At 50.7% G+C, this 23,623-nt stretch carries 26 protein-coding genes; 23 read left to right on the top strand and 3 right to left on the bottom strand.

What is annotated here, in order from left to right; genetic code table 11:
• Window positions 1–269: 269 nt before the first annotated feature.
• From VHE34_RS21235 to VHE34_RS21205, 7 genes are all read left to right on the top strand, one after another.
• Complete coding sequence (locus tag VHE34_RS21235; protein ID WP_325591607.1) at window positions 270–764, top strand: hypothetical protein; 495 nt, start codon at window positions 270–272, stop codon at window positions 762–764.
• 40 nt (window positions 765–804) lie between these two features.
• Window positions 805–1,644, top strand: coding sequence for a hypothetical protein (locus VHE34_RS21230; RefSeq protein WP_325591603.1), 840 nt, complete (start codon window positions 805–807; stop codon window positions 1,642–1,644).
• A 347-nt stretch (window positions 1,645–1,991) separates the two neighbouring features.
• The gene (gene mobC / locus VHE34_RS21225) at window positions 1,992–2,396 is read left to right on the top strand and encodes a plasmid mobilization relaxosome protein MobC (RefSeq protein ID WP_325591601.1); all 405 of its coding nucleotides are present in this window, start codon (window positions 1,992–1,994) and stop codon (window positions 2,394–2,396) included.
• Window positions 2,381–3,634, top strand: a complete 1,254-nt coding sequence (locus VHE34_RS21220; RefSeq protein ID WP_414709917.1) for a relaxase/mobilization nuclease domain-containing protein — start codon at window positions 2,381–2,383, stop codon at window positions 3,632–3,634. The genes mobC and VHE34_RS21220 overlap by 16 nt, the downstream gene beginning before the upstream one ends.
• Before the next feature lie 38 nt (window positions 3,635–3,672).
• Window positions 3,673–4,311 (top strand): YWFCY domain-containing protein, encoded by a 639-nt coding sequence (locus VHE34_RS21215; RefSeq protein ID WP_325591596.1) that lies wholly within the window; start codon window positions 3,673–3,675, stop codon window positions 4,309–4,311.
• Window positions 4,312–4,453: 142 nt separating this feature from the next.
• Window positions 4,454–5,743, top strand: coding sequence for a type IV secretory system conjugative DNA transfer family protein (locus tag VHE34_RS21210; protein ID WP_325591594.1), 1,290 nt, complete (start codon window positions 4,454–4,456; stop codon window positions 5,741–5,743).
• Between the two features lie 30 nt (window positions 5,744–5,773).
• Entirely contained in the window at window positions 5,774–6,634 is an 861-nt protein-coding gene (locus tag VHE34_RS21205) for a hypothetical protein (protein ID WP_325591592.1), read from the top strand.
• 119 nt (window positions 6,635–6,753) lie between these two features.
• Here VHE34_RS21205 and VHE34_RS21200 read toward each other — a convergent pair whose 3' ends face one another.
• The 3 genes from VHE34_RS21200 to VHE34_RS21190 are packed head-to-tail and all read right to left on the bottom strand — an operon-like array spanning window position 6,754 to window position 8,859.
• Window positions 6,754–7,416, bottom strand: coding sequence for a response regulator transcription factor (locus tag VHE34_RS21200; RefSeq protein WP_325591589.1), 663 nt, complete (start codon window positions 7,414–7,416; stop codon window positions 6,754–6,756).
• A gap of 1 nt (window position 7,417) precedes the next feature.
• The gene (locus VHE34_RS21195; protein ID WP_325591587.1) at window positions 7,418–8,233 is read right to left on the bottom strand and encodes a sensor histidine kinase; all 816 of its coding nucleotides are present in this window, start codon (window positions 8,231–8,233) and stop codon (window positions 7,418–7,420) included.
• Complete coding sequence (locus VHE34_RS21190) at window positions 8,215–8,859, bottom strand: hypothetical protein (protein ID WP_325591585.1); 645 nt, start codon at window positions 8,857–8,859, stop codon at window positions 8,215–8,217. The genes VHE34_RS21195 and VHE34_RS21190 overlap by 19 nt, the downstream gene beginning before the upstream one ends.
• Window positions 8,860–9,309: 450 nt before the next feature.
• Between VHE34_RS21190 and VHE34_RS21185 the strand changes: the two genes are divergently transcribed.
• The 16 genes from VHE34_RS21185 (at window position 9,310) to VHE34_RS21110 (ending at window position 23,605) form a co-directional block, all read left to right on the top strand.
• Window positions 9,310–10,185, top strand: coding sequence for an RteC domain-containing protein (locus VHE34_RS21185; RefSeq protein ID WP_325591583.1), 876 nt, complete (start codon window positions 9,310–9,312; stop codon window positions 10,183–10,185).
• Window positions 10,186–10,499: 314 nt separating this feature from the next.
• Window positions 10,500–11,045 (top strand): hypothetical protein, encoded by a 546-nt coding sequence (locus VHE34_RS21180; protein WP_325591579.1) that lies wholly within the window; start codon window positions 10,500–10,502, stop codon window positions 11,043–11,045.
• 141 nt (window positions 11,046–11,186) lie between these two features.
• Window positions 11,187–11,534 (top strand): DUF4134 domain-containing protein, encoded by a 348-nt coding sequence (locus VHE34_RS21175; protein ID WP_325591576.1) that lies wholly within the window; start codon window positions 11,187–11,189, stop codon window positions 11,532–11,534.
• 165 nt (window positions 11,535–11,699) lie between these two features.
• A complete protein-coding gene (locus VHE34_RS21170) occupies window positions 11,700–12,035 on the top strand; it encodes a DUF4133 domain-containing protein (protein ID WP_325591573.1) in 336 nt (111 codons plus the stop codon).
• The gene (locus VHE34_RS21165) at window positions 12,022–14,502 is read left to right on the top strand and encodes a TraG family conjugative transposon ATPase (protein WP_325591571.1); all 2,481 of its coding nucleotides are present in this window, start codon (window positions 12,022–12,024) and stop codon (window positions 14,500–14,502) included. Before VHE34_RS21170 ends, VHE34_RS21165 begins: the two co-directional genes overlap by 14 nt.
• A gap of 86 nt (window positions 14,503–14,588) precedes the next feature.
• Window positions 14,589–15,245, top strand: coding sequence for a conjugal transfer protein TraI (locus VHE34_RS21160; RefSeq protein ID WP_325591569.1), 657 nt, complete (start codon window positions 14,589–14,591; stop codon window positions 15,243–15,245).
• 10 nt (window positions 15,246–15,255) lie between these two features.
• Window positions 15,256–15,747 (top strand): hypothetical protein, encoded by a 492-nt coding sequence (locus VHE34_RS21155; RefSeq protein WP_325591567.1) that lies wholly within the window; start codon window positions 15,256–15,258, stop codon window positions 15,745–15,747.
• 26 nt (window positions 15,748–15,773) lie between these two features.
• Entirely contained in the window at window positions 15,774–16,220 is a 447-nt protein-coding gene (locus tag VHE34_RS21150; protein WP_325591565.1) for a hypothetical protein, read from the top strand.
• Complete coding sequence (locus VHE34_RS21145; RefSeq protein WP_325591563.1) at window positions 16,217–16,855, top strand: hypothetical protein; 639 nt, start codon at window positions 16,217–16,219, stop codon at window positions 16,853–16,855. Before VHE34_RS21150 ends, VHE34_RS21145 begins: the two co-directional genes overlap by 4 nt.
• On the top strand, window positions 16,852–17,484 hold the full coding sequence (locus VHE34_RS21140; protein ID WP_325591561.1) for a TerB family tellurite resistance protein: 633 nt from the start codon (window positions 16,852–16,854) through the stop codon (window positions 17,482–17,484). The genes VHE34_RS21145 and VHE34_RS21140 overlap by 4 nt, the downstream gene beginning before the upstream one ends.
• A 7-nt stretch (window positions 17,485–17,491) precedes the next feature.
• Window positions 17,492–18,679 carry a conjugative transposon protein TraJ gene (traJ, locus tag VHE34_RS21135; protein WP_325591559.1) on the top strand — a complete coding sequence of 396 codons (1,188 nt, stop codon included), beginning with the start codon at window positions 17,492–17,494 and terminating at the stop codon, window positions 18,677–18,679.
• Between the two features lie 28 nt (window positions 18,680–18,707).
• On the top strand, window positions 18,708–19,328 hold the full coding sequence (gene traK / locus VHE34_RS21130) for a conjugative transposon protein TraK (RefSeq protein WP_325591556.1): 621 nt from the start codon (window positions 18,708–18,710) through the stop codon (window positions 19,326–19,328).
• 460 nt (window positions 19,329–19,788) lie between these two features.
• A complete protein-coding gene (gene traM / locus VHE34_RS21125; RefSeq protein ID WP_325591554.1) occupies window positions 19,789–21,039 on the top strand; it encodes a conjugative transposon protein TraM in 1,251 nt (416 codons plus the stop codon).
• A 23-nt stretch (window positions 21,040–21,062) separates the two neighbouring features.
• Window positions 21,063–21,917, top strand: coding sequence for a conjugative transposon protein TraN (traN, locus tag VHE34_RS21120; RefSeq protein WP_325591552.1), 855 nt, complete (start codon window positions 21,063–21,065; stop codon window positions 21,915–21,917).
• Between the two features lie 7 nt (window positions 21,918–21,924).
• The gene (locus VHE34_RS21115; protein WP_325591550.1) at window positions 21,925–23,043 is read left to right on the top strand and encodes a hypothetical protein; all 1,119 of its coding nucleotides are present in this window, start codon (window positions 21,925–21,927) and stop codon (window positions 23,041–23,043) included.
• A 19-nt stretch (window positions 23,044–23,062) separates the two neighbouring features.
• Entirely contained in the window at window positions 23,063–23,605 is a 543-nt protein-coding gene (locus VHE34_RS21110) for a hypothetical protein (RefSeq protein ID WP_325591548.1), read from the top strand.
• The last annotated feature ends 18 nt before the right edge of the window (window positions 23,606–23,623 follow it).

Below are 23,623 nucleotides of genomic sequence, written 5' to 3'. Positions count from 1 at the left end.
CTGGCTGGCTGCCATCGTAGCTTGGCTTCCTCATCGGCGCCGACTTCTGAGGTCAATCAGGACTAAATCCGAAGGACACAAAGGATTTAAGGAAATGTACATCGCGCATCAGTCTGGCTGTCCCATAAGCCGTAGTTGCTCCCGACCTGACAATCGTGAAAACGTTAGTGGCCGGGGTCACGAGCTGATTAATGAAGAAAGGAGGTTTTGAGACCGTAGACACGACAAATGGCTTGGCGACCCATTCGAACTATCTAAACACAACAGGCATGTATTTTATATTTAACGTTTGGGATATCTGGGTGCTACTGGACAAAGTCCATGGCAAGAGCCGGTTAATTACCGATCAGGAGATCGATATACTGCGCGGCTTGTACCCGCTCCTTTTGGCGGATCAACCGAATTCCCTTACAGCACTGCAGATCAGTTATCTGCCACTGAATAAACTTCAAAATCAAAAGAACCGCGACTCGCCTGCCGCAACACCAGCCACGGTAGCGGAGCAGGTGAAATACGTTTCCTGCAAGGTGGCCAACAACTGGATCATTTATGAACTCAATGAGGAAAGCAGCCGATCTATGACCAGTTCCGAAATAACCTTTGTCCGCTCGTTCTTTGCAGGAGTCATTGATCAGGCTTCTTCGTTGGTCGAGGCTATTCAGGTGTGCACCATCAGTTTATCCAAACTTCAACAGCTCATACCGCTGTCCGCTCCACCAGTTGGTCAGGCGGCTAAGCTTGGCGGCTTACAGGTTAAAAAATAGAACCCGATTCAAATGCAAAACATCGAAATACACAGCAAGTATGGATTGGTTGTCAACTAGTCACAAAGAAGAGATTTTCAAGGAGCTGGTCGATCTTGGCTTTGATCGCCCCGGTTGGATCCTGGACCAGGCAGAACCCTGTATGGACCCCCAAGACCCGCTCGTTAAAGCCAATATCTTTTTTGACCCTTGCCAACCGGGAAATCAGGATGTCGGGTTGTATTTGGTGATCAAGGAACGCGACCGGGAGCATTGGTATGTGGAGCAACTGCACCTTTCAGTACAATTGGAGACCCAGCGTGCCGAGGAAGGGGTAGTTGTATTAAATCGAAAATTTACCGTCGACCAGGGGCCGCTTCCCAAATTTGATGAGGTACTTCGGGAGGTGGATACGTTGGTGGCAGTAGAGCAATTCAAGGAACAGTGCTTTCTTCAATATAATTTGGAAAAAGAACTGACGGAGCTGGGGTTTACGAATTACCCGGATCTGTTGCGCAGTCGCACCAAGGAGGCTGACTTCACGATTTTTCATACATCCGAACTTTTCGAGGCCAAAGAGCTCCATAAGGAAATTGCCGTCCGTTTTCAATTGGTCGTGACTCCCCCGGAAAAGAACCTGCCCGCCGTACTCTGGATGATTCGCGGTTCTTTGCATAGCGATCCCGCCGAGCCATTCGGTCTCCGGTGCCAGGCAGAACGGGCGTTTTATAAGTTCAATGACCGATTGCCCCACAAAGCAGTCATGGTCCAGGAGCTAATGCAGATGGCAAAGATCCAGAAAGACCCCTATGAGGAAGTCCGAAGGCGGTTTCGAATAGACCAGAGCAAGTTGGACAATAATTCGGATTTTAACCACAAACAGGGTCGCCTGAGATTGTGATAGACCATCGAAAGCAGTGAACCGGTCCTACTTCGTATGATTCTTAAAACGTAAAAACAAAGACCCTCTTATGACTTTTCCGGAATATGTGCCCATTAGACTGAAAAATAACGCTTTGCTGCCAGGTACAAGAAAGAAGACCGGTCGAAGGGGCAGAGAATTCAAGCCTTAGGATGCTTGCCGTTCAATGGGACCATCGAAGCGCTGCCATACAATCCAGATTCAAGGGTTGAGGGCGCCTATTGTTGCGCCCAGCAAGATGTATTGTTGTCGACAACTATTTATTTAAGCCCTGCGGAAGGCCGGAAGGCCGGTCAGCGTTACTATATATAATGGTGTAAATATCTATGGGACGGAAAAAGGCGAGAGAACAGGTTGAATTGAAGCACAAACTGTGTACCCGCGTGAATGATCAAAAAATGCGGGAATTGCAGGCCATCCTAGAGAAGAACCCGAAGATGGATATGAGCGCTTTGGTCCGAGGAATCCTACACAATCGCAAGATTAAAATCTATGTCAAAGATGAGACCTTGGATAACGTTATGGAGGAGCTTGCCCGGCTCCGAACTGAGATCCGGGCCATCGGCGTCAACATCAACCAAATCACCCGGCATTTCAATACCTATCCGACGCCTCAACAGAAGCTCCTGTACGCGAAAATGGCATTTCGGGAATACCAGGCCGTCCAACCAAAGATTGATGAATTATTGACGATTATTTCTAAACTGTCCATAAAATGGTTGTCAAATTGAAAACCGGCTCTTCTATACGGGGAGCACTGAGTTATAATGAACAGAAGGTTTACCGGGGAGAGGCCCACTTATTGTTGGCGTCCGGTTTTGGTTGCGACATCGACCGGCTTGGGTTTTCTGAAAAACTGAGGCGTTTTCAACTTTTGAATGAACGCGACCGAAACATAAGGACCAACACGCTCCATCTATCCATCAACTTTCCCCCGGAAGAGGTGCTTTCGGACGAAAAAATGCGCTTGATCGCCACGGACTATATGAAGCGGATCGGGTTCGGAGAGCAGCCGTTTCTCGTATACCGCCATGCCGATACCCTACATCAGCATTTTCACATCGTAACGACGAGTATCGAAGCGGATGGGAATCACATTGATATGAATTTCCTGGGGCGCGATAAGTCCGAGCCGGCCAGGAAAGCGATTGAGCAGGAGTTTGGCTTAATTGCCGCCGAGAGCAGAAAGCGCAAGGGATTTGTCCTCGAAGGGGCATCACCATTGCTGCCGGCTGAATACGGCAAACAGGAAACGAAGCATGCGATCACCAACATAGTCGGGACAGTAGTCAATTCCTACAAATTCGCATCCCTGGATGAGTTCAATATTATTCTGCGTCAGTTTAACGTGATCGCGGACTGGGGCCTCCCCGGCAGTCGCCGCCGCCATACCGGCGGATTGGTCTACAGCCTGCTGGACGCGGAGGGCCGCAAGACGGGGGTTCCCATCAAAGCAAGCGATATCTATAAAAAGCCGCTGCTGAAGCTCATCCAAAGGAAATGTGCCGGCAACCAGGTCAAAAAGGCGGGACTGGCAGTTAAAACGGAAAATACCGTCACGACGCTGCTGCGCAGTTGCCAGACAGCGAGCGAACTGGCGAGTCGATTGAAAAAAAGGGGCATTCGTCTTCATTTTGACCAAGATAAGCTGGGAGTCCTCCAATCCGTCCATTTCGTTGATCACTTCAACAAAACCGTTTTTTCGAATGGAGACTTGAATATTTCTCTCAATGACTTTTACCGGCTCCGGGCGGGGGATGTCATGGAAAGTTCCAATCGCAGCCAAAAAGTGATGATCCGTCCGTCCGGCGGCGATCATGCTCCGAATTCGACGGATTTTTTTGGGCTGGGCAGTCACTCCACCGCGGGGACCATGCATATTCTTTTCCATCAGACATTCGCAGCACCTGGACCCGGGCCGAGTACTCCCAAAAAGAAAAAGAGAAGAAAAAGGGGACCATCCCACTAACAGCCTGGAGTCGCCATTAATTAACCAAATCATGCACCATGCCAAACGGAGAAAATATTCAAGCCTTGGCCAAAAACCTGGAGTTGATCCGGTTTGTTAGCATCCTGCTGCTGCTGATCCATTTTTACAGCGTATGCTTTCCGGCCATGCTGGAATGGGGGCTGGCCGTAAATTTCGTGTCCACCCTTCTTTATAAGCTGACGCGCGGATTTCCGTTCCTTGCCGGAATCGAAGCCCCGAAGTTGATCATTCTCGCCTTTCTATTTATTTCACTGTATGGCCATACGGGAAAAAAAGACAATAAGATGACCTTGAAACCGGTGCTATGGTCAGTAGGATCCGGGGCCGCCCTATATTTTTTGTCTGGCCTCCTGCTCTCCGCCACCTTTTCGGAGCAGGTCAAAGCGGTTTGTTACATGGGTAGCACTACCATTGGTTATCTTTTACTACTGCGCGGAGGGGCAAAAGCTTCCCGGATGCTGACGCTACGAATGGGAAAGGATATTTTCAACATCGAGGCGGAAACCTTTCCGCAGGAACAGCGGCTCCTGGAAAACGAATATTCGATCAATCTGCCTGCCCAATACCGATATAAAGGCCAATGGCACTCATCCGTAATCAACATCATCTCCCCGACCCGGGCGCTCCTCGTGCTAGGCGTACCCGGGTCGGGCTGACGACCGACCCAGGGACTTGTCATGATAGTGACAGGAACTTGGGTCGAACCAATACAAAAGTTTTTTCGTGATCCGTCACGTGATCACGCAGCATATTAGTAAAGGCTTCACTTTCTTTTTATATGATTTCAAATTCCCGGACTTGACAACCATTGCCTACAATACCGCCCTAAAGTATCGGGACAAATATCCTGTGGCCCCCAAATTTTATATCATCAATTTCGACGACCTGTCCCGGTCCCATCGCTGTAACCTACTTGCACCCGAAACGATGGTAGATATTACAGATGCTACCGAATCGAGTAGGACCATCATGCTGGCTCTTAACCGGGAATGGATCAAGAAGACTGGCGATTTCTTTGTCGAGTCGGCCATCAACTTTATCACGGCCATCTTTTGGTTCTTAAAGAAGTACCAGGGAGGACGGTACTGTACACTCCCACATGCAATCGAGCTATCGTCTATTGAGTACCGAAGACTGTTCCCTGTGCTCTCTCTGGAACCGGATATCGAAGTACTGATCAATCCTTTTATTTCCGCCATGCTTAACAATGCACAGGAACAATTGGAAGGGCAGATCGCCAGCGCCAAAATAGGAATGGCCCGGTTGGCGTCGCCGGCGCTGTATTATATCCTTTCCGGTAACGATTTTGGATTGGACGTGAACAATCCGCAGTCGCCCAAAATTGTGTCGGTCGGCAACAATCCCTCAAAAACCCAAATTTATGGGGCGGTGATTTCTCTTTGCACGGAACGGATGCTGAAACTTGTCAATAGAAAAGGCCAATTGAAGTCTTCTTTGGTATTCGATGAGTTTCCGACGATTTTCGTCAATAACATCGATACCCTTATTGCCACCGCTCGCAGCAACAAGGTGGCCACGACGCTGGCAGTGCAGGACCTGTCGCAATTGAGAAAGGATTATGGCCGGGAGCAGGCCGAAGTGATCATGAATGTATGCGGCAACGTAATTAGCGGGCAGGTGCTGGGCGATACCGCCAAGCAGCTCAGCGAACGACTTGGAAAAATAATGCAGGAGCGGGAATCCGTTTCCATCAACAGCCAGGACACCTCTGTAAGTTTATCCACTCAATTGGAGGCCGCTCTACAGCCTTCCCGGATTTCCAATTTAAGTAGCGGCGAATTCGTGGGCGCGGTGGCGGACGATCCGCTGCAAAAGATCGAATTGAAAGCGTTTCACTGCCAGATCCTGAACGATTACGCGGCCATCCGGACAGAAGAGAGCGCCTACCAGGAGCTTCCCGTCATCCGAAACATCACTCCGGAGGTGATCCAGGAGAACTATTTCCAGATCAAACAAGATATCAAAAGCCTCATAGATTCTGAGATGGCTAAGATCGAAGCGCACCCGGAATATCAGAAGCGCGTTCGCGGAAATGCGCCGAATCCTCCCTCCGCCGAGAGTTTATAGTCTCTTATTTTAAAATAAAAATCAACCATTATGACACAGGAAATGGAAAGAAACCTGGATTATCTACAGAATTCGCTGGTTCGGGCCGGATTCGGAGACATTTACCATGAGCAACTGAAAAAGGACATGGCTGCAGGAAAGCCGGTCATCGAATTTCCGTGGTCCGGGCCTGAACAATCGCCCGGAGCAAAAGACTACATCCTTCTTCGCCCAAACATTGTAGAAAGTGAAGATCGGCCAGGGTTTTACATCTTCACGGGTATCGCGGCAACGAAATTCATTAACGAGAAACCGGAGATTTCCGTGACCATTCCGCACTACAAGATGACGGGCATGACGGCGGCCCAGGCCGTAACGGTGCTGAGTGGTGGCACGGTGCTGCACACCGAAGGCGAGGACTCGAACAAAAGGGCGAAGCAATACTTTAGCGCCATTGATTTCAAAAAACCGGTCAAAGAGGGCGAGCAGCACGCATTGGTCCGGGTAGCCGCTAAGAGCTTTGATCTGCCGCGGCTGTTGTCGAATGAGCGATACATGGGAAGGGAAGAGGAAAAGGCGGAAATTCTCCTGAATGTGCAAAACGGTCTCAAAGCCGACGTCACGCTTCAAAAAACGGATGAACATGGCCGATACCCGAAAGTCAGCTTGCAGCTTGGACTGGTAGAAAACAAAACGCAGGATACCTACGAGCTGGCACTGAAGGTACTGGACCGGTCGGGTAACGAGCTACGCCAACATGTGCAGCAGCCGAAAGCGGCCGTTGAGATGAAGACCACGCTGAAACTCCAAACGCAGAAAAAGCCGGAAGGATTGCCGGGGTCCACCCTTAGCTTGGCAGGGGCCGGGGAACCGGGTGGACGCACGCGGCGCCAAAATACGCCTAAGGTCTAATATGCCGGCTTGCCGTGCCGCTCCCACTTTTGTTAGGCCCTGGCTTGTGCCCGGGCCTACCTATTTTTGCCCGTTGATGTCATTGGTTCGTCCATGATCTGAACGGCCGTCACTGTACCTCAGTATTCGATGACAACGATGCCATTTTCAATGGCAAAAAGCACAAGGCCGACCCTGCTCTTTACGTGGAGCTTCACAAAAAGCGAGTCGCGATAGTTGTCCACTGTCCGCGGGCTAATTTTCATTTCTGCGGAAATTTCCTTATAAGTCATCTCCGTACTCGCAAGCCGCAGAAATTGAATTTCATTCTCGGTAAGATTGACCGTGTTCAGAACAGGAACATTCGCTTCGCCGTGCTGCAGCAGCTTGGCAATCTTGACGGTTGTGCTGCCGGAATAATAATACCCTGTTGTCATCGTGCTTTTTATGGCGTTGCGCAATTCGCTCGGGTGAATGTCTTTTTTCAAAAACCCCCTGACGCCCAGCTGTAACAGGCGGATCATCATAAACTCTGAATCGTACATGGTGAGTATCAATATCGGAATGTTCGGACAGTGTTCGCGCAACCATCGAGCTGTTTCATATCCGCCCAATTCAGGCATATTGACGTCCAGGATCAAAAGCTGGGGAGGGGCATTGTCTTGGAGCTGACTTATGAGTTCCTTGCCGTTGCTGGCCAATAGTGTTACCCTGCAATCGACAAACCCGTCGATGGCAGCGCCCAGGGCGTCGCGCAGAAGGATGTGGTCGTCTACCAGCCCAATTCTAATTGTTGAATCCATCTTATGTGTGACTTATTTTTATTGGTGTGGGCGCTATCAACGACACGATGCTTCCGAGCCCAGGATGGCTCTTAATCGTTAGCTGAGCCTGGATAAGCTCCGCCCTCGCCTTCATGTTATTTAATCCCCGTCCGCCCGTGAGAGGCTTCGATCCTTTGCCTGCAAGGGGAGCGGCAAATCCGGTGCCGTCATCCCGAATCTCCAAAAATAGCTCATGTGGGCGATAGTCTAAGATAATCTGTATCTCCCGGGCCTTGGCGTGTCGGATAATATTATTAATGGACTCTTGAAATATTCGGAACAGGACAATTTCTTGTTGATCATCTAAATGCCGGTAATTGCCCCGAATTTCAAAAATTACACTATATGACTCGGTTTTAGTCAGCTGGTTAACCTGGCTCTCAATAGCCTTTCCCAGCCCTTCCGACTTGATCTCGTCCAGGGTGAGGTTCTTACATAGGTCTCTCAGATCTTCCATTGTTTTTCCCAGCAGTTGTTCCGTATTGTTGACCATTTCCGCTGTGCGACTACCGGCGTCCACAGGCACGGTGGTCATGTACAATTTGGCCAGCGAAATAGATTGGCCAATATTGTCGTGGATTTCTCTGGATACGTGAAGTAGCGTTTGTTCCTGGACTTCCAACTGAACACGCAGGATTTCCTGCTCATATTTGCTTTTGACGTCCTCCAATTGGCTGATGAACGTCTTCCTCTTCTTTTGATAATAGAAGAGAACGGCCGTGATGAACCCCATCAACAGGATCATCAACGAAAACACACCGGCCATCGTAACCAGTACTACCGTTTTTTCAGACATGTCATGGCTTTAATGAACAATACCGTATTTATCACCTGTGCATAGTTATTGACGGAATAGGAGGCGCTTGCCAGCTCGTAATTCTTTTTAAATTTGAAATAGGCGAAAAAAAAGAGGCAGGGAATTTCTAGGGCAAAATAAAATAGTATCCCCGTTACCATCCAAAAGCCGGGGTTGCTACTTAGGTCTGTTATAACGGGGCGTACCATCAATTCTCTAAAATAGAGTAGACTCCCAAAGCACATCATGAACGCTTCGAAGATTACGAGACGCCCCATATATGGAGTCGTCTCGTGGCGCATCGCATGAAGCGAGATGTACAATAGGAGAACAACAGCCAATCCCGAAAGTAAAATCCTTGCCCTCCTGCCTGCAATCAAGTTGACTAAAAAGTAAGTGAAATAGATCAGCTCAACGATGGTATAGAAGAATTCAGAAACGTCGGTCCACGAATGATTGAATAGAGGAAGGACGTTGACAGTGGCGTTGATCCATGCGTAAATCGGAAAGCTGCGAAGATAGGAGGGGTTGAATGGCCTCCAACAGTACGCCACTGAAAACACGGCGAGCACCAAAGAGGAAAGCGTCATGCTGAAGAGCGAAATCTGATAGAGCTTATCGGTCATAGTACAAGTTAACAGAAAGCCTGAGGGACCTATACCGTGAAATCACCCTTGGTTGGTGGGAAAATTCGCATACGGGTTAAGGGGAATTACCTTCACTCGCTCAATGTACTTATTTATTTTTATTACCGAATTGCCCTGCTGTTAATATCCAATCTGTTGAAAAACAACGATAATTCGATCTGTTCTACGTGGAAACATTTACGATTGATGCCTCAAAGGTTCGAGAGTTCCGGTCATACAGACGCTATTTTCCAAAAATGTCATGATTATACGGATTGCGCGCATGAATTGACAACAACTCTTCCTCTACCTTAATTATCGCCCAATTACCAGCGCAATGGTCGATATGCCGGCCAACTACACATGCCAATAGTTTGAACCAGCGGCTTTGTCCCGGTAGCGCCGCCGTTGATCCTGATACCGATAGTTCTCATCAATACCTGTTCAACAATGGATAACAGTTCACTCGTCAGCAGCACTACCCCCCAATTATGGGAGCGGCTTCAGCATGATTTGGATGACCAGCTGGCGGCCATTCAAAAGGAAGAATCCCAAATCCTTTCTATGGCTCACCGGGGCAGTCAGGTCAGCAGCCAATTTCTTCACCGGCTAGTCGAATCGGTTGTTGATTATGCGTTCGGCGACGGTGAAGAAGTGTTGTTTTACAAAAAGGTCAAGCCCTACTTCCTCAGCCGGGTAATTTATTTCAATCGACTTTATAATTTGGAAATGGATCGGCCGGCCGGCGCCAGCAAGGGGTTGGAAGACTTTTACCGGAAGGCCTCCCAAGAGGTTGCTAAGATTTATGAACAGCATCGATTTATCTATCGGTATTTGCGGAGCGGGGCGACCCATTTAGACGAAAAGTTTTTTTTTCACCCACATGCCGGCAGTGTCGTCGCACTTTCAGGAATGGAGCCACCGGATGACGCAAGGCATCCCGTCTGCTACGACCATGTAGCGGCCCACCTGCTGGTGGCGGATGCTTTTCAGATGTTTCTGCAAGAGGCCCTACAGGAAATCCAAACACTCCAGAGAGGCCCTTCCGGGACATTGCCGCGCGTGACCTGGACGGACAGCAAAACAAGCCTGATAGAGCTGGCCTACGCACTGCAATCCGCTGGTGTCCTGAACAATGGCAAAATTGATCTAAAAGACGTCATTGATCACCTACAAACCGCTTTTCATGTGAATTTGGGCAACTACCCCCGCACCTTTCAGGAGATATTGGCCCGGAAAACGGGCTATACCAATTTTATCGACCGACTGAAAGCCAAATTGCTGCTGCGTATCCAGCAAATCGAAGATAAATACGACAGGGGGTAGCATCGTCGCAATGTAGCTGGAAAATTTGCCCCATTTTCCTTCTTCTCTCTTACGGAGTTTTGTGCAACGCTATTCCGAGCGCTCTCCCCACTCGGGTTTTTCCGCAACTTTCCGTCTTCTTCCTTGCCAGGTGCAACCCTTTTGTACTTGACTAAGTTCCAGTAGACCCCGACGCGCCAAGATCGGGCGCATTTTCCTTGTGATAAAATTTCTTGCCGAGTGCCTTCCCGGTATCGAAAGACCCCCTTCCGCGCGTCGCATATTTGCAGTACAACAGCGCGCGAAAAATACATCAATCACCCAAATTCCACGTTATGCTTTATAATCTTTCTCTCGTCGAAATTCTCCTCATTGCAGCCGGCGCCGTCGCGCTCTACCTCGCTATCCTGGCCACCGTCTTTGGTAAAAAACTTCCTGCCCTCCTGGGCCGGTCCCTTCGTGCTTCGGTCAGCCAGGCGACGGCGACAGTGTCCCACGGCATGCCGGAAAGGGCAGTGGAAGAACTCCCTCCGCTGATCGATAAGCCGGCCGATCATCCTGCCGAACAAGCGGGCATGTTTCACCCCTACGACGATCTCTATTCCGAGCCCATTGACGAAGGCGCCATTACGCTCTTGAAATCGGCAGAACACGTTGTCGAGCAAATCCAGGAGGTGGTCGATCATATTGCTTCCCATCCTGCCAACCCTGATGAAGTCTGCTCCAAGATACGGTCCATTGTCAGCCATTACAGCTTTTTTGAGGATACCGAATATTACGACGCCATCAATAGCTTCATAGTCGTCACTGTCCAGCGGGACTGCGATCTCGCCCTGACCGAAGACGACTTGAAGTTGCTCTGGGTTGAGGAAGCCGCTTAGTGACGCTGGTCCGCCCACTTCCTCCATTTACGAAAAAAACACCGGGTATTCGTCTAACGAAGCAGGCATTGACTTACAGCCTGTACAGCTCGCCGTTTGCCTCACCCAATCTCTGTTTTCACCTATCAAATTTCTGTTACAATGATCAAAACATTCAACCGCCCCACGCAGAGCCGTAAAACTGGCTTTATTCGCAAGACCGACTTAGTTGTTCTCGCAGTCACAATGTCCAGTCTGTCATTTGCCCAGGCAGACGGGAAAGCCGGCATTACCCAGGCCACCAACTTAATTACCGGGTATTTTGATACCGGCATCACTTTACTGTATGCCATCGGCGCGGTGGTCGGCCTTGTGGGAGCGGTCAAGGTCTACAATTCCTGGACCCACGGCGAACAAAATACCAACAAGCTGGCCGCCAGTTGGTTTGGCGCCTGTATTTTCCTGGTGGTCGTCGCGGCCGTACTAAAGAGTTTTTTTGGCGTGGCCTAATTCGCGGGAGGGCACGACTACTTATTGTGAGTAGAGCGACTTGCCGGTATCTAGGCAGCCATAACGTCGAGACCAGCTCATAGTTGCGGTCGTGCCTTCTCCCAAATGGCTCCCATCAGCCTTATTCCGAGGATCCAGTTAACAAACCATACATCGCGTTACAAAATGGCTACCGTCTACGAAATAAATAAGGGAATCAACCGCTCCGTTGAATTCAAAGGGATCAAAGCACAATATATCATCTATCTGGCAGTTGGGCTGGTGCTGCTGTTGCTCCTCTTTGCCCTGCTCTACGCCATCGGCGTCAAGCTATATGTCTGCATCGCGATCGTCGTTCTCGGAGGGGTCGGATTTGTCATGTTCATCCAACACTGCAGCCGCGTTTACGGCGAGCATGGCCTGGTGAAAAAAATGGCCGCCAAACGCCTTCCCGACTCCATACGTTCCCAGTCCCGTAAAATATTCATTGAGATTAAACCGACTCCCGATGTCCAGAAGTAAACTGCTGCGCGAGGTGATGCCCATCTACCGGGTCGAGCAGGATTGTATCCTCTCCCGGTCTGGCGATTTCACGCTTGCCTACGAACTGACGTTACCTGAACTGTTCACCCTGGGCGTGCAGGATTACGAAGCCGTTCATCAAAGCTGGCTCAAAGCGATTCGCCTACTGCCGACCCATACCGTCCTGCATAAACAGGACTGGTTCACGGAATGCCGCTATCAAGCGAACTTTTCCCGGGAAGACCTGACGTTTTTAACCCGTTCCAGTGAACAGCATTTCCACGATCGGCCCTACCTGGAACACCAGTGTTTTTTGTACCTCACCCAGAAACCGGCGGATCGCCGGCCTGCATCCGCTATGCTGTCAACATTGGTCCGCCCTTCGCTGGCCCCCGTCCAAACGCTCGATACAAAGGTCAAAGAGCAATTCATGGACAAATGCGGCCAGTTTGTCAAAGTGCTGCAGGATGCAGGCTATATTCAGCTCCGCCGCCTTTCTGACAATGAATTGGCCAGTTCGGCCGATAAACCCGGGCTGTTGGAGAAGTATTGCTACCTGCTCCATCCGCAAGAGAACCCGGTCATTCGAGACATCTCCTTGTCTCCGTCGCTGCAGGTGGGGAATCTTCACTGCCAGATATACAGTCTGGCGGACACGGAAGATCTCCCCAGCCTCTGCGGCCCGCGCATGAACTACGACAAGTACAGCACCGACAAAACGAAGTTCAGTATCAGTTTCGCCGCTCCCCTCGGTCAGATGCTGGCTTGCAATCACATCTATAATCAGTATTTGATCATCGACGATGGCCGGGAAACCCTAAAGAAAATGGAAGCCAAACGTCTAAAATTGCAGAGCCTATCGGCCTATTCAAGGGAAAACAGCCTGAGCCGGGATGCTACCAATAGTTTTTTGAATGAAGCCATCAGCTTGCAACGTCATCCCGTAAAAGCCCATTTTAATCTGCTTACCTGGACTTCTGATCCTGCCCGATCTGCCGACATACGCAATGCCGTTTCCGCGGCCCTGTCGCAGATGGATGCACGCGCCCGGCAGGAAACGACCTGTGCGGCCCAGCTCTTCTGGAGCGCCATGCCGGGTAACGCAGGTGATTTGCCGGTCCACGAAGCGTTCGACACATTTGCGGAGCAAGCTGCCTGTTTCTTTAACCAGGAAACCAACTATCGTAGCACGATCTCGCCGGTAGGCGTCCGGTTTGCCGAACGGCTGTATGGACAACCGGTTCACGTCGATATTTCTGATTGGCCGGTTAAAGCAGGTATCTGTGCGAACCGAAACAAATTCGTGCTCGGCGGGAGTGGCAGCGGGAAAAGCTATCTCATGAACATGCTGATCCGAACCTATGTAGAGCAAATGAGCCATGTTGTCATCGTGGATGTCGGTCACAGTTATAAGGGTATCTGCGACTTACTGGAAGGGTATTATTTTACCTATTCCGAGCAAAACCCGATCAAGTTCAATCCGTTTTACCTGGGTAGCGACGTGCTGGATACCGAAAAGAAGGAGTCCATTAAGACGCTGCTCCTTAGTCTGTGGAAAAGAGACGACGAATCGTTCAGTCGATCGGAATATGTTTCTCTTTCCAACGCCCTGCAGACCTATTTCGAATATTTGAAAGAGCATCGCAACGTGTTTCCCTGCTTCAATAGCTTCTACGAATATTTGCGGGATATTTTTTTGCAGAACCTTCGCCAGGAGGGGATTAAGGAAAAGGATTTTGATATCGATAACTTCCTCTACGTGCTGCGACCTTATTACGCAGGCGGTGAGTACGATTACCTGCTCAATGCCCGGGAAAACCTGGACTTATTGTCACAACCCATGATCGTTTTCGAATTGGACAATATTAAAGATCATCCGATTCTATTTCCCTGCGTGACGATCATCATCATGGAAGTGTTTATCAATAAAATGAGAAAGCTAAAAGGCATCCGAAAGGTCATATTGATCGAAGAAGCGTGGAAAGCTCTCATGCGCAATGGGATGGCTGAGTATATTAAATATTTGTTCAAGACGGTCCGTAAGTTTTATGGAGAAGCCATCGTCGTTACCCAGGATGTAGAAGACATTGTCTCTTCCCCGATTGTAAAACAGGCGATCATTAACAACTCCGACTGTAAGATTTTGCTCGATCAATCCAAATTTCAGAACAAGTTTGATGGTATTCAGGAACTGTTGGGGCTGACGGACAAAGAGAAATCGCTGGTCCTGTCTGTCAATCGCGCCAATGATCCAACGTTGAAATACAAGGAGGTATTTATTAGCCTCGGTGGTCAACTCAGCAAAGTGTATCGGACCGAAGTGAGCGCCGAAGAATACTTCGCCTATACGACGGAGGAGAAGGAAAAGATGTTGGTGCAAGCGTATGCGAAGAAGTACGGGAGCCTTCGCCGCGGCATTTCGATGTTGGTACAGGAACAACGGGAAGCGAGAAATCTGACAAAATAGTTCATCATGTTGACCGGTGGCCGCCGCCGCTGAATGGGCTACTTGGAACCTATCAACTTTTTTCACTAACTCAAAAATATTCGAATATGAAACCTATTGGACGATCCTGCCTGGTGGCATTGTTGATCCTCTTTTGGCCGTCGATGCGTAGTCAGGCCCAAATCTTGGAAATTATCACGGCCGCCATTAAGGCCGCCGATATCGCGGTGCAAAAAGTGCAGAACGTGACAATTGGACTGCAAAATGCACAAAAGGAACTCGAAAACGAGTTATCGAAATTACAATTGGGACAGATCGGCGATTGGGAGTCGAAATTTAAGGACATCTACTCCGAATATTTTACGGAACTGTGGAAGGTAAAGACGGCCATCTCCTATTTCCAGGAAGTAACAGCCATTATCGCGCAGCAGAGCCAGTTGGTTGCCGAGTACAAGCAGGCCTATAGTCTCATCCGCCAGGATAAGCACTTTACGCCGGCAGAGCTCGCCTACATCTATAGTGTCTATTCCGGTATCATTGACCAGAGCGTGAAGAGCCTAGACGAGATCGTGACGGTGTTGACGCCTTTCTCCCTGCAAATGTCAGATGCGGCGCGCCTGCAGCTCATCAAACAGGCGTCCACCGAGATCGAGCGACAAACGACGGACCTCCGCAATTTCAATAACCAGGCCGTACAGATCAGCCTTCAGCGTTCGAAGGACGAGCAGGATATCAATTCCGTCAAAAGCCTTTACGGGCTTTAATTCAGGTGCCATGAACGAGTTGAAGAAAAAATGGAGTATTCAAACCCATTGGTCCAAAGTATTGGCAATGCATACGGATTGGCTGATCTCAAAAGGCTATACCGAGCGAATGCTGGAGTCGGGGGAGCCGGATGGCCGCCTAAAAGAACGGATCAAAGAGGGCATTACCCAGGCCGTCCAGAATACAATCTGGATATACAGACTGGAAGAGTTTGACGTAGAAACGGTAGGTCGGTTTAAAGAAAAGGAGGATACCGTCGTCTTTCGATTCAGCTATCAATTGGACCCCGCCGGCGGCCGGCTGTGGTTGACCTCCATAAAAGCCAACCTGGACGCCACAAGCCTGGAGTACCTGATTGAACGGAACACCCCGGGACAGTTACCGGCTGCCAGTACGGTGCATAAGCAACTCCTGGCGATCCAACAGAACGCACTGCTGAGCCGGCTATACCGGGAAACGCAGCAGCCGCCGGGAGAACCAGTCAAGAAGAAAAAAATGTGATGCATTATTCAACCACGAGCTGAGATATGACAACTAATTATAAAACATTGGACGAGAACATTGCCTTGCTGGCTTCGAAGGGCTACACAGAGAAGGGCCTGAACCTCGACTACCCACCCGACACCATACGGAATTTGTTGGGAGAGGCGTATCAACACTATGCTTCACTCGCCGCGCTGACCGGGAAGGAAGAGAATTTCGTATTGGCGTTGCCGGCTAGGTTTGACAATGCCCAGGATACGGTCCGGTTTCGGATCAATTTCCGGCTGGACCCCTCCCAGGACCGGTTACGTATTACCGCGCTGTCAGCCAGCATGGACAATTTTAAGCAATTGCAAATATTGGCCGCGCGCGCAGAGATCCAACCCGCGGAAGTCATTTATCAGCAATTGTCTGATCAGCGGACGCATAAGGTCGTTCAGCTGCTGGAAACCAGAAAAGTTAATCCCATTAAACGGACCGTTCATCTATGACTACATGTACGCAATACCGACACTGCTTGGCCATCGGGATCCTGCTGGTCCTGCTGGCAGTCGGCCCCCTGGTAGCAGGAGCCCAAAGCATGGAAGAAACCATGTTGGAACAGATTGCCCGGCTGGAAACGACGCTCCAGCAACTCAAAAGAGGCTATGAGATCGTTCGGCAAGGGCTGTCCACTATCTCCGCCATTAAACAGGGACAGTTTGACCTGCATAACATCTTTTTTAGCTCCTTGATGCACGTCAACCCGTCCATTCAACAGTACAGCAAGATAGCCGATATCTTGGCCATGCAGGGGCAGATCCTGCTGGGCTGCCGTACGACGCTGCCACAATACGTGTCATCCGGCATGTTCAATGCCCGGGACCTCGGGTACCTGTCGGCCGTATATACGAACCTAAAGGAATTAACGTCCAAAGATGTCGATGAACTGTTAGACTTGGTTTCGAATGACTTCTGGCAGATGTCTGATGACCAGCGCATGCGACGGATCAATCAGCTCTATGACAAAGTCGAGGAAAAGTACGTCTTCTTGCAGGCGTTCACCAACCGGACGCGCGAGGAAGGGCGGTGGCGCGCCCAGCAGCAGTTGAATCTTCAAAACCTTTCAAAACTCATCAATCCATGAGAAAGATATTGTTTTTGCCCATACTGCTCTGTATCGGATTGTTCCCTACAGCCCGGGCCAACGCGCAGGCACAGGAACTGGAGCAATTGGCCCTTGACATTGAAAAGCTCGCCCGCATGAAGAGCATTCTCAACGAAATGTATGACGGATATAAGATCCTTACCCAGGGCTACGATGCCGTGAGAAACCTGGCAAAGGGAAATTTTGATCTACATTCGGTTTTCCTAAACAGTCTGCTGGCGGTCAATCCATCCGTCAAGCAATACGTGCGGGTCGCCGATATTATCTCCAGCCAAGCCACCCTAGTAACAGAATATAAGTCTGCACTGACTGCCTTTCGCAAATCTGGCGCTTTTTCCGCCAGCGAGCTGAACTACCTGGCGAGCGTATATGGTAACCTCGCCAATAAATCGCTGGACAACCTGGACGAACTGGTCATGATTCTTACGGACAGTGAGCTGCGGATGAGCGACGCCGAACGGGTCACAGCGATTGATCATATTTATGAGGATATGCAGCAGAAACTCGCCTTTCTCCGACAGTTCAACGGCCGCACCGGGATGCTGGCCAGTCAACGGCAACGCACGCTTCAAGACATCAATTCAATCAAGCCGCTTTTCGGACAATAACAGTTATATGAAATACGCACTTTTTTTAGGCCAATTGCTCCTTATTTGTCTGCTTCTTCCCGTGATTAGCTTTGCCCAGACAGATGCTGGGATAGGGGAACTTCACGGTGTGCTTCAAAATGTATATAGACAGATGATCCCCCTTTGTGAGGACCTGTTGCAGGTCTCCCGGGCCATTGCCGGGTTTGGGACAACCTTTTACATCGGCGTCCGCGTGTGGCGGCATATTGCCCGGGCAGAGGCTATCGACGTGTTCCCACTTTTCCGACCCTTCGCCATTGTCGGCCTGATAGCCTTGTTTCCGAACGTACTGTCCCTTATCGATCAGGTACTCAGTCCCACGGTCACGGCCACGGCCGCCCTGGTGGAACACTCCAACGATGCGGTCAACAACTTGCTCGCCGCCGAGACGATCGCTATAACGACGGACAATTCGCCCATTGTCATGCCACCCATGGGCGGCGGTAACACCCAAGCGTGGGACAAATATGCACAACCAGGGAGTACCGCCCCTGACAACGATAGCGGCGGCGGCTTCTGGTCCGCGATCGGCTCTGGCTTTAAGTTTATCGCCAGTTCTGTGGAGTCCGCTTTTCGCTTCATCTTTCAGCTCCTGATGTCCGTGCTACTGCGCATACTGTATTTTGCCGCCAGTCTATGTATCGATACGATTCGAACGTTTCACATGGTGGTGCTGGCGATCATGGGGCCCCTCGCATTCGCGTTCAGCTGTTACGACGGCTTCCAACATTCACTGACCAACTGGCTGGCCCGATACATCAATATCTATTTGTGGTTACCCGTCGCCAACCTGTTTGGGGCCATCCTCGGAAAGATCCAGGAAAACATGTTGCAGATTGATCTCGCCCGCATACAAAGTGGAACGGCGACGCTTTTTTCAGCCACCGATCTCGCTTACTTGATATTTCTTTTGATTGGTATCGTAGGATATACCACAGTTCCCTCCATTGCCAATTACATCATTCATACCCACGGTCCGAATCCGCTCGCGCAGAAAGTCACCGCGCTGGGATCAATGGCTGTAACTGCTGCATCCGGCGGCGCCGCCGGCGGAGCGGGTGGCATGGCGGCCGGTGCCGCGTCGGGCGGCGGGTCCGGAGGCGGGTATGAAACCACCGCCAAGGGACAGCCCTATGATCCTTATCAATTTAGCCGGGACAAGATCAGTGGCTAATTCACTCACCGATAATCTATTGGATGCCATGTTCAAGCAATTCAAAAACATCGATACTGCCTTTCAATTTGTCAGACTGTTTGCTATTATTTTCCTGGTATGCAACGTCATCATTTGCCTTTACACCGTCTATCGCACCACGGCTACGGTTCAAAAGGGCCAACAAAAGATCTATGTGCTGTATAACGGTAAGTTGATGGACGCGATCGCTACCCAACGATCCGATAGCCTGCAGGTAGAAATCCGGGATCATGTGAAAATGTTCCATTTTTATTTCTACAGCCTCCAACCCGACGAAGCCGTCAACAAGCGCCACGTCACAGCGGCCCTGTACCTCGCCGACAACAGCGCGCGCCAGGAATACAATAACCTTTCGGAAAATGGCTACTATACCAACATCATTTCCGCCAACGTCAGCCAGGAAGTGCTGGACTATGACAGTATTCAGGTGGATATTAATCATGTTCCTTATTCCTTTCGGTACTTCGGTAAGCTGCGGATCATTCGGGCTACCAGTGTCCTGACCCGATCGCTAATTACGGAAGGCTATGTCCGGATGACCGATATCAGCGATCACAATCCGCACGGCATGCTGATCGAGCGGTGGAAAGTCGATGACAATAAGGATCTCACCCTGGAAAAACGATGACGCCGCCTCCCGGCGTCCGACACCGGAACACGGCAACGCCATTGCCTTCACCATTCATCTATTATAACTATGAGATTATTTCCTAAAAGACAATCCCTGTTTGGTATAAACCTGCCGCCCAACAATGCCCTGACCAACGCCCGACAATATTGGCAAAGTCAATGCCGTAGGATAGCACTGCACCTCAACCGGCGGATCGCCCTACTGTCGCAACGGACCAAAATAGCCGCCATAACAGTTTTTTGCCTGTCCATGGGGATATTTTCCAGCCAACTGCTGTATCGAGGATTGTACAGCCGGCCGATCCAAACGGGCGGTTTTTCGAACGGCCGGTCCATCAGCCAGCCGGCAACGCCGCTGCTTTCCGACTCGACGTTGAAAGCCATTCGCCGATTCCGAGCGCGACAGGTCGCTCCTTCGTCCCCTTCAACCGATTCATTCACCAAATAAATGTGCAAACATGCCTAACCAAACAACCGTCTCTCCGAAAAAGCGCCTGTTGGCAGCGGCCGCCATTTTCTGCCTGCCCGTCCTGGTAATTATCGTCGCCGTTAGTGCGCTACTCAGTCATCACAAAACCTCCGCTAAGACCGGCACAAATTCCGCTTTCAACACCAATTTACCATCGCCCAATCTGCCGAAAGGCGAGAAGAACAAATTGGAGATTTATATGCAGGCCCAGCAAGATTCCATTAAGCAACGGCAAGAGCGTGCGAAAGATCCGTATGTCGGCGCGACCACCGATCCGACGGCATCCGGCCTACCGAAGCCACCGGTGGCGATCATGCCGGCGTTCCATTCTTCAGGAGGGGACGGCAACCCGGTGTATTCACCCGAAAGCAATGACAGAAAGGTCGCGGAACGCCTTCAGAAAATCTATGCGGCGCTCGGGTCTTCTACGGCCGGAACGGCCGGCGATCGATCCTTTTCTCCGGGATCAGCTCCTTCTCAGCCGCCCGCTGCTTCGGCAGAACTTCCCCGCCTCGAACGACTCATCGCGTCGCTGCATCAGACGGATACCGCCACCGACCCCCGGCTTCGCCAAATCAAAGATGTGCTGGACCAAGTCATGGCCCTGAAGTACCCGGACCGGATGGCCGCTGGCAACAATACACCCACGGAGCGAGTTGTCCTTCCCGTAGAGGCAACACCGCCTCCGACCGACGATTCGCTATACCCAGCGCCTATCCGATCGACCGCGAACGGATTTTTTGGACTGAACGATGAAGCCGATAGTGCAGCGACGGCGACCACCCTGCAAGCGGTCGTCCACGCAACCCAAATCGTCCAAACCGGTTCCATCGTCAAATTGCGCCTTCTGCAGCCCATTTATGTGGGAGGCAGGCCTATCCCCGCCAACGCATTCATCTATGGGCCGGCCACGATCAACGGAGAAAGGGTCACAATCCAACTGACCAACGCCATATACAACGGACGTATCTATCCCATCGCGCTGAAAGTGTACGACGGAGCGGATGGACTGGAGGGCCTGTTCGTGCCTGGGATGATTACGCGGGATGTCGTCAAACAGAACATGAGCCAAGGGGTCAGCGGTTTGAACATCGGGACGTTGGATCCTTCGCTCGGCGCGCAAGCGGCCGCGGCCGGGATCGAAACGGCCCGCAATTTATTAAGCCGGAAGATCAGTCTGGTCAAAGCCACGCTGAAAGCCGGACATCTGGCTATCCTCAAAGGTGCCAACAATCAATAATCTCATCTTTTAAACTTACGATCATGTATAAAATCATTGCTTATTCGCTCTTTTTCTTTGTTTCCTGCGCAGTTCGCTTGTACGGTCAATCAATGGCGACCCCGCTCCCGTCGTCTACAATTGTTCCCCACCACCTTATTGCCATAAGTTACAATACGACCACCGTCCTTGTATTCCCCGCCGCCGTTCGGCCCGTTGACCGGGGGGACCAGGACATCCTTGCCCAAAAACAACCGGGAGCGGACAATGTGCTCAAACTAAAAGCCGCCCGGAAAAATTTCCCGCTCACCAACTTGCATGTCTTTACCGCGGATGGGCGCATCTACGCTTTTGACGTTATCTATACCGATAGCCTGGCATCGACCCACGACCTGACCGCTTTGCCGACCCGAACCCCCGCCGGTCCGTCTGAGAATCCCGTTCAGCTGACGGGAGAATCGGTCAATACGGAGGCTATGACCGCTTTCCTCGACTCTCTGCGTTGTCTGCCTCCTTTGCACCACGGGCCGGTCAATCGCCACGATAAGATGACGTTTCGACTGCAACGGATCGGGTTTGCAGGATCGCTCTTCTTCTTCCGCTTCGAGATCGCCAATCACTCCAACCTCGACTATACGATCGACTTTCTCAGAATGTACATTCGGGACCGTCAAAGGGCCAAACGAACGTCTGTTCAGGAACACGAGATGACCCCGGTGTTCCTGGATTCACTCTCCATCGTGCCGGGAAAGGCGACATGCCAATACGTGCTGGTGATTCCGGCGTTCACCCTTACGGCCGGAAAACAATTCCTCGTAGAAGCCTATGAAAAAAACGGCGGAAGGATCATGACGCTGAATATCCGAAACAAGTACTTGTTCAAAGCCAGTAAACTTTAATTGTTGTATGCCAACCGAAACAAATGGGCAAAGACCCTTCAATCGACCGATGGATCTTGTTCGTTTCTATGCGGAGCAGGAAGGAGCCCACAAGGTTAGAAGTCCGCTGGCGCATAAAGACGATCCGACCGCCCTGCAATACCTGAAGTCGCAATACGAGCATATTCTTACCCGGTTGCGAAAGATGCCACGACTGACAACCGATGAACGGAAAACCAGGTCCTACCTTCGTCATGAAGTACGAAGAATGCGGGCCAAGCTAGACCCATCCTGGGCTCGATCGATTGTCCATTTCCGCCCTGTCAACTGGCTACTGAATACGTTGCTTGGGCGTCAGACTAACTATGCGCAGCATCAAAAAGTAATTACTGCCTATACCAAGAATACGGCTATCGAGTACAATGTAGCGCAGGTGCATCAACAAATGGCCGAGGCAGGTTTCACCGGGCAGATCGAAAAAGCCCTATCAAAACTGATGGAGCACGAACTGCCGGCCTTTAGTCTCCGGTATGTACAGCCAGATGCTCCGAATGCCGATTTTATGCTCCATTTCACCCGGATACCGGGACGGGACATCTATTACTTTAAAGGGTTTGATGTAACGGCCAGGCCCGATCTTCAATCCGTCATTGCCAACGATCCGGCTACCCCCAAGATGACCTTTCCGATATCCAAAGACTTGGCGTTTTCGGCACAAGAGGCGGCTAACCTCGCGCATGGCCGACCGGTACAAAAAGAAATACAAGGTAAGTCCGTTTGGTTCATGCAGGATCACTCCGGCATTCCCGCTCTACAGCAGCGGCCATTCGATCTGGAGGAGGCGCTCGGCGCCTGGAATCTGAAGGAAGCCAGGAACCGATCGGACCGGGCGCAACTGATCCAAACGCTGAAGACCGGCGGCAAAGCGACTGTAACCCTGTTGTCCGCTGACGGTATGGAGGAAAAATTGCAGATGAAGTTAGGATTTAACGCCGACCGCCTGGTGTTCACCGACCTGCGTGGCCGATATGTAGACCCAAGCATGCCCGACGAGCTACGCTCTAGGGCCAGGCACCTGAACCAAGACCTTCAGCAACGACAAAAGGCCGTGTCAAAGCGGGTAGGGACGCCCCTTAAAATTCACTGACGTATAAATTTCTTACTTCATGCTGGCAGACCATACCACTTTGGATCAACACATTGCCTTACTGCAGGACAAGGGCTATCTTGAAGCCAACTTTAAAACAGCCACACAGGTCGGCTATTGGTTGAAGGAGCTCCAGGAACAGTTTGATCAAAGCTACCAGCAGGCACATCTGGCCGGAGAAGCCACCCGGTTTATTGCGACAATCAGTGGTCGCTTCAACGCCGACCTCGACCTTCTTCACTGTTCGTTCCGGTACCGGTACGACCCTCAGAGCGATGCCCTTTCCCTCACTTCCCTCTATACGAAGCTCTACCAGTTCAAGAGGCCCTACTATTTGGATAAGCAAATGGACCTCCCCAGCGCCCAGGACGTGTACGACCGACTCGCCGTCGCGCTGGCTAAAAAAGAGCACGAACCCCTTTTTTGTCAACTGAGGCAGGAATTCCAACGGGAAAAAGATCCCGCCAATGACTACCATCCCCCTAATCCAAGAGAACGGCCATTTATTCATCCGCTCGATCTTCGGGATGCGCCAGCTTTTCGACTTAAAATCCGGCGATAGACCGGATCAAAACCGATT

The sequence above is a fragment of the Puia sp. genome, from assembly GCF_035546395.1.
GTDB lineage: Bacteria > Bacteroidota > Bacteroidia > Chitinophagales > Chitinophagaceae > Puia.
This window is presented reverse-complemented; position numbering and strand designations above follow the sequence as displayed.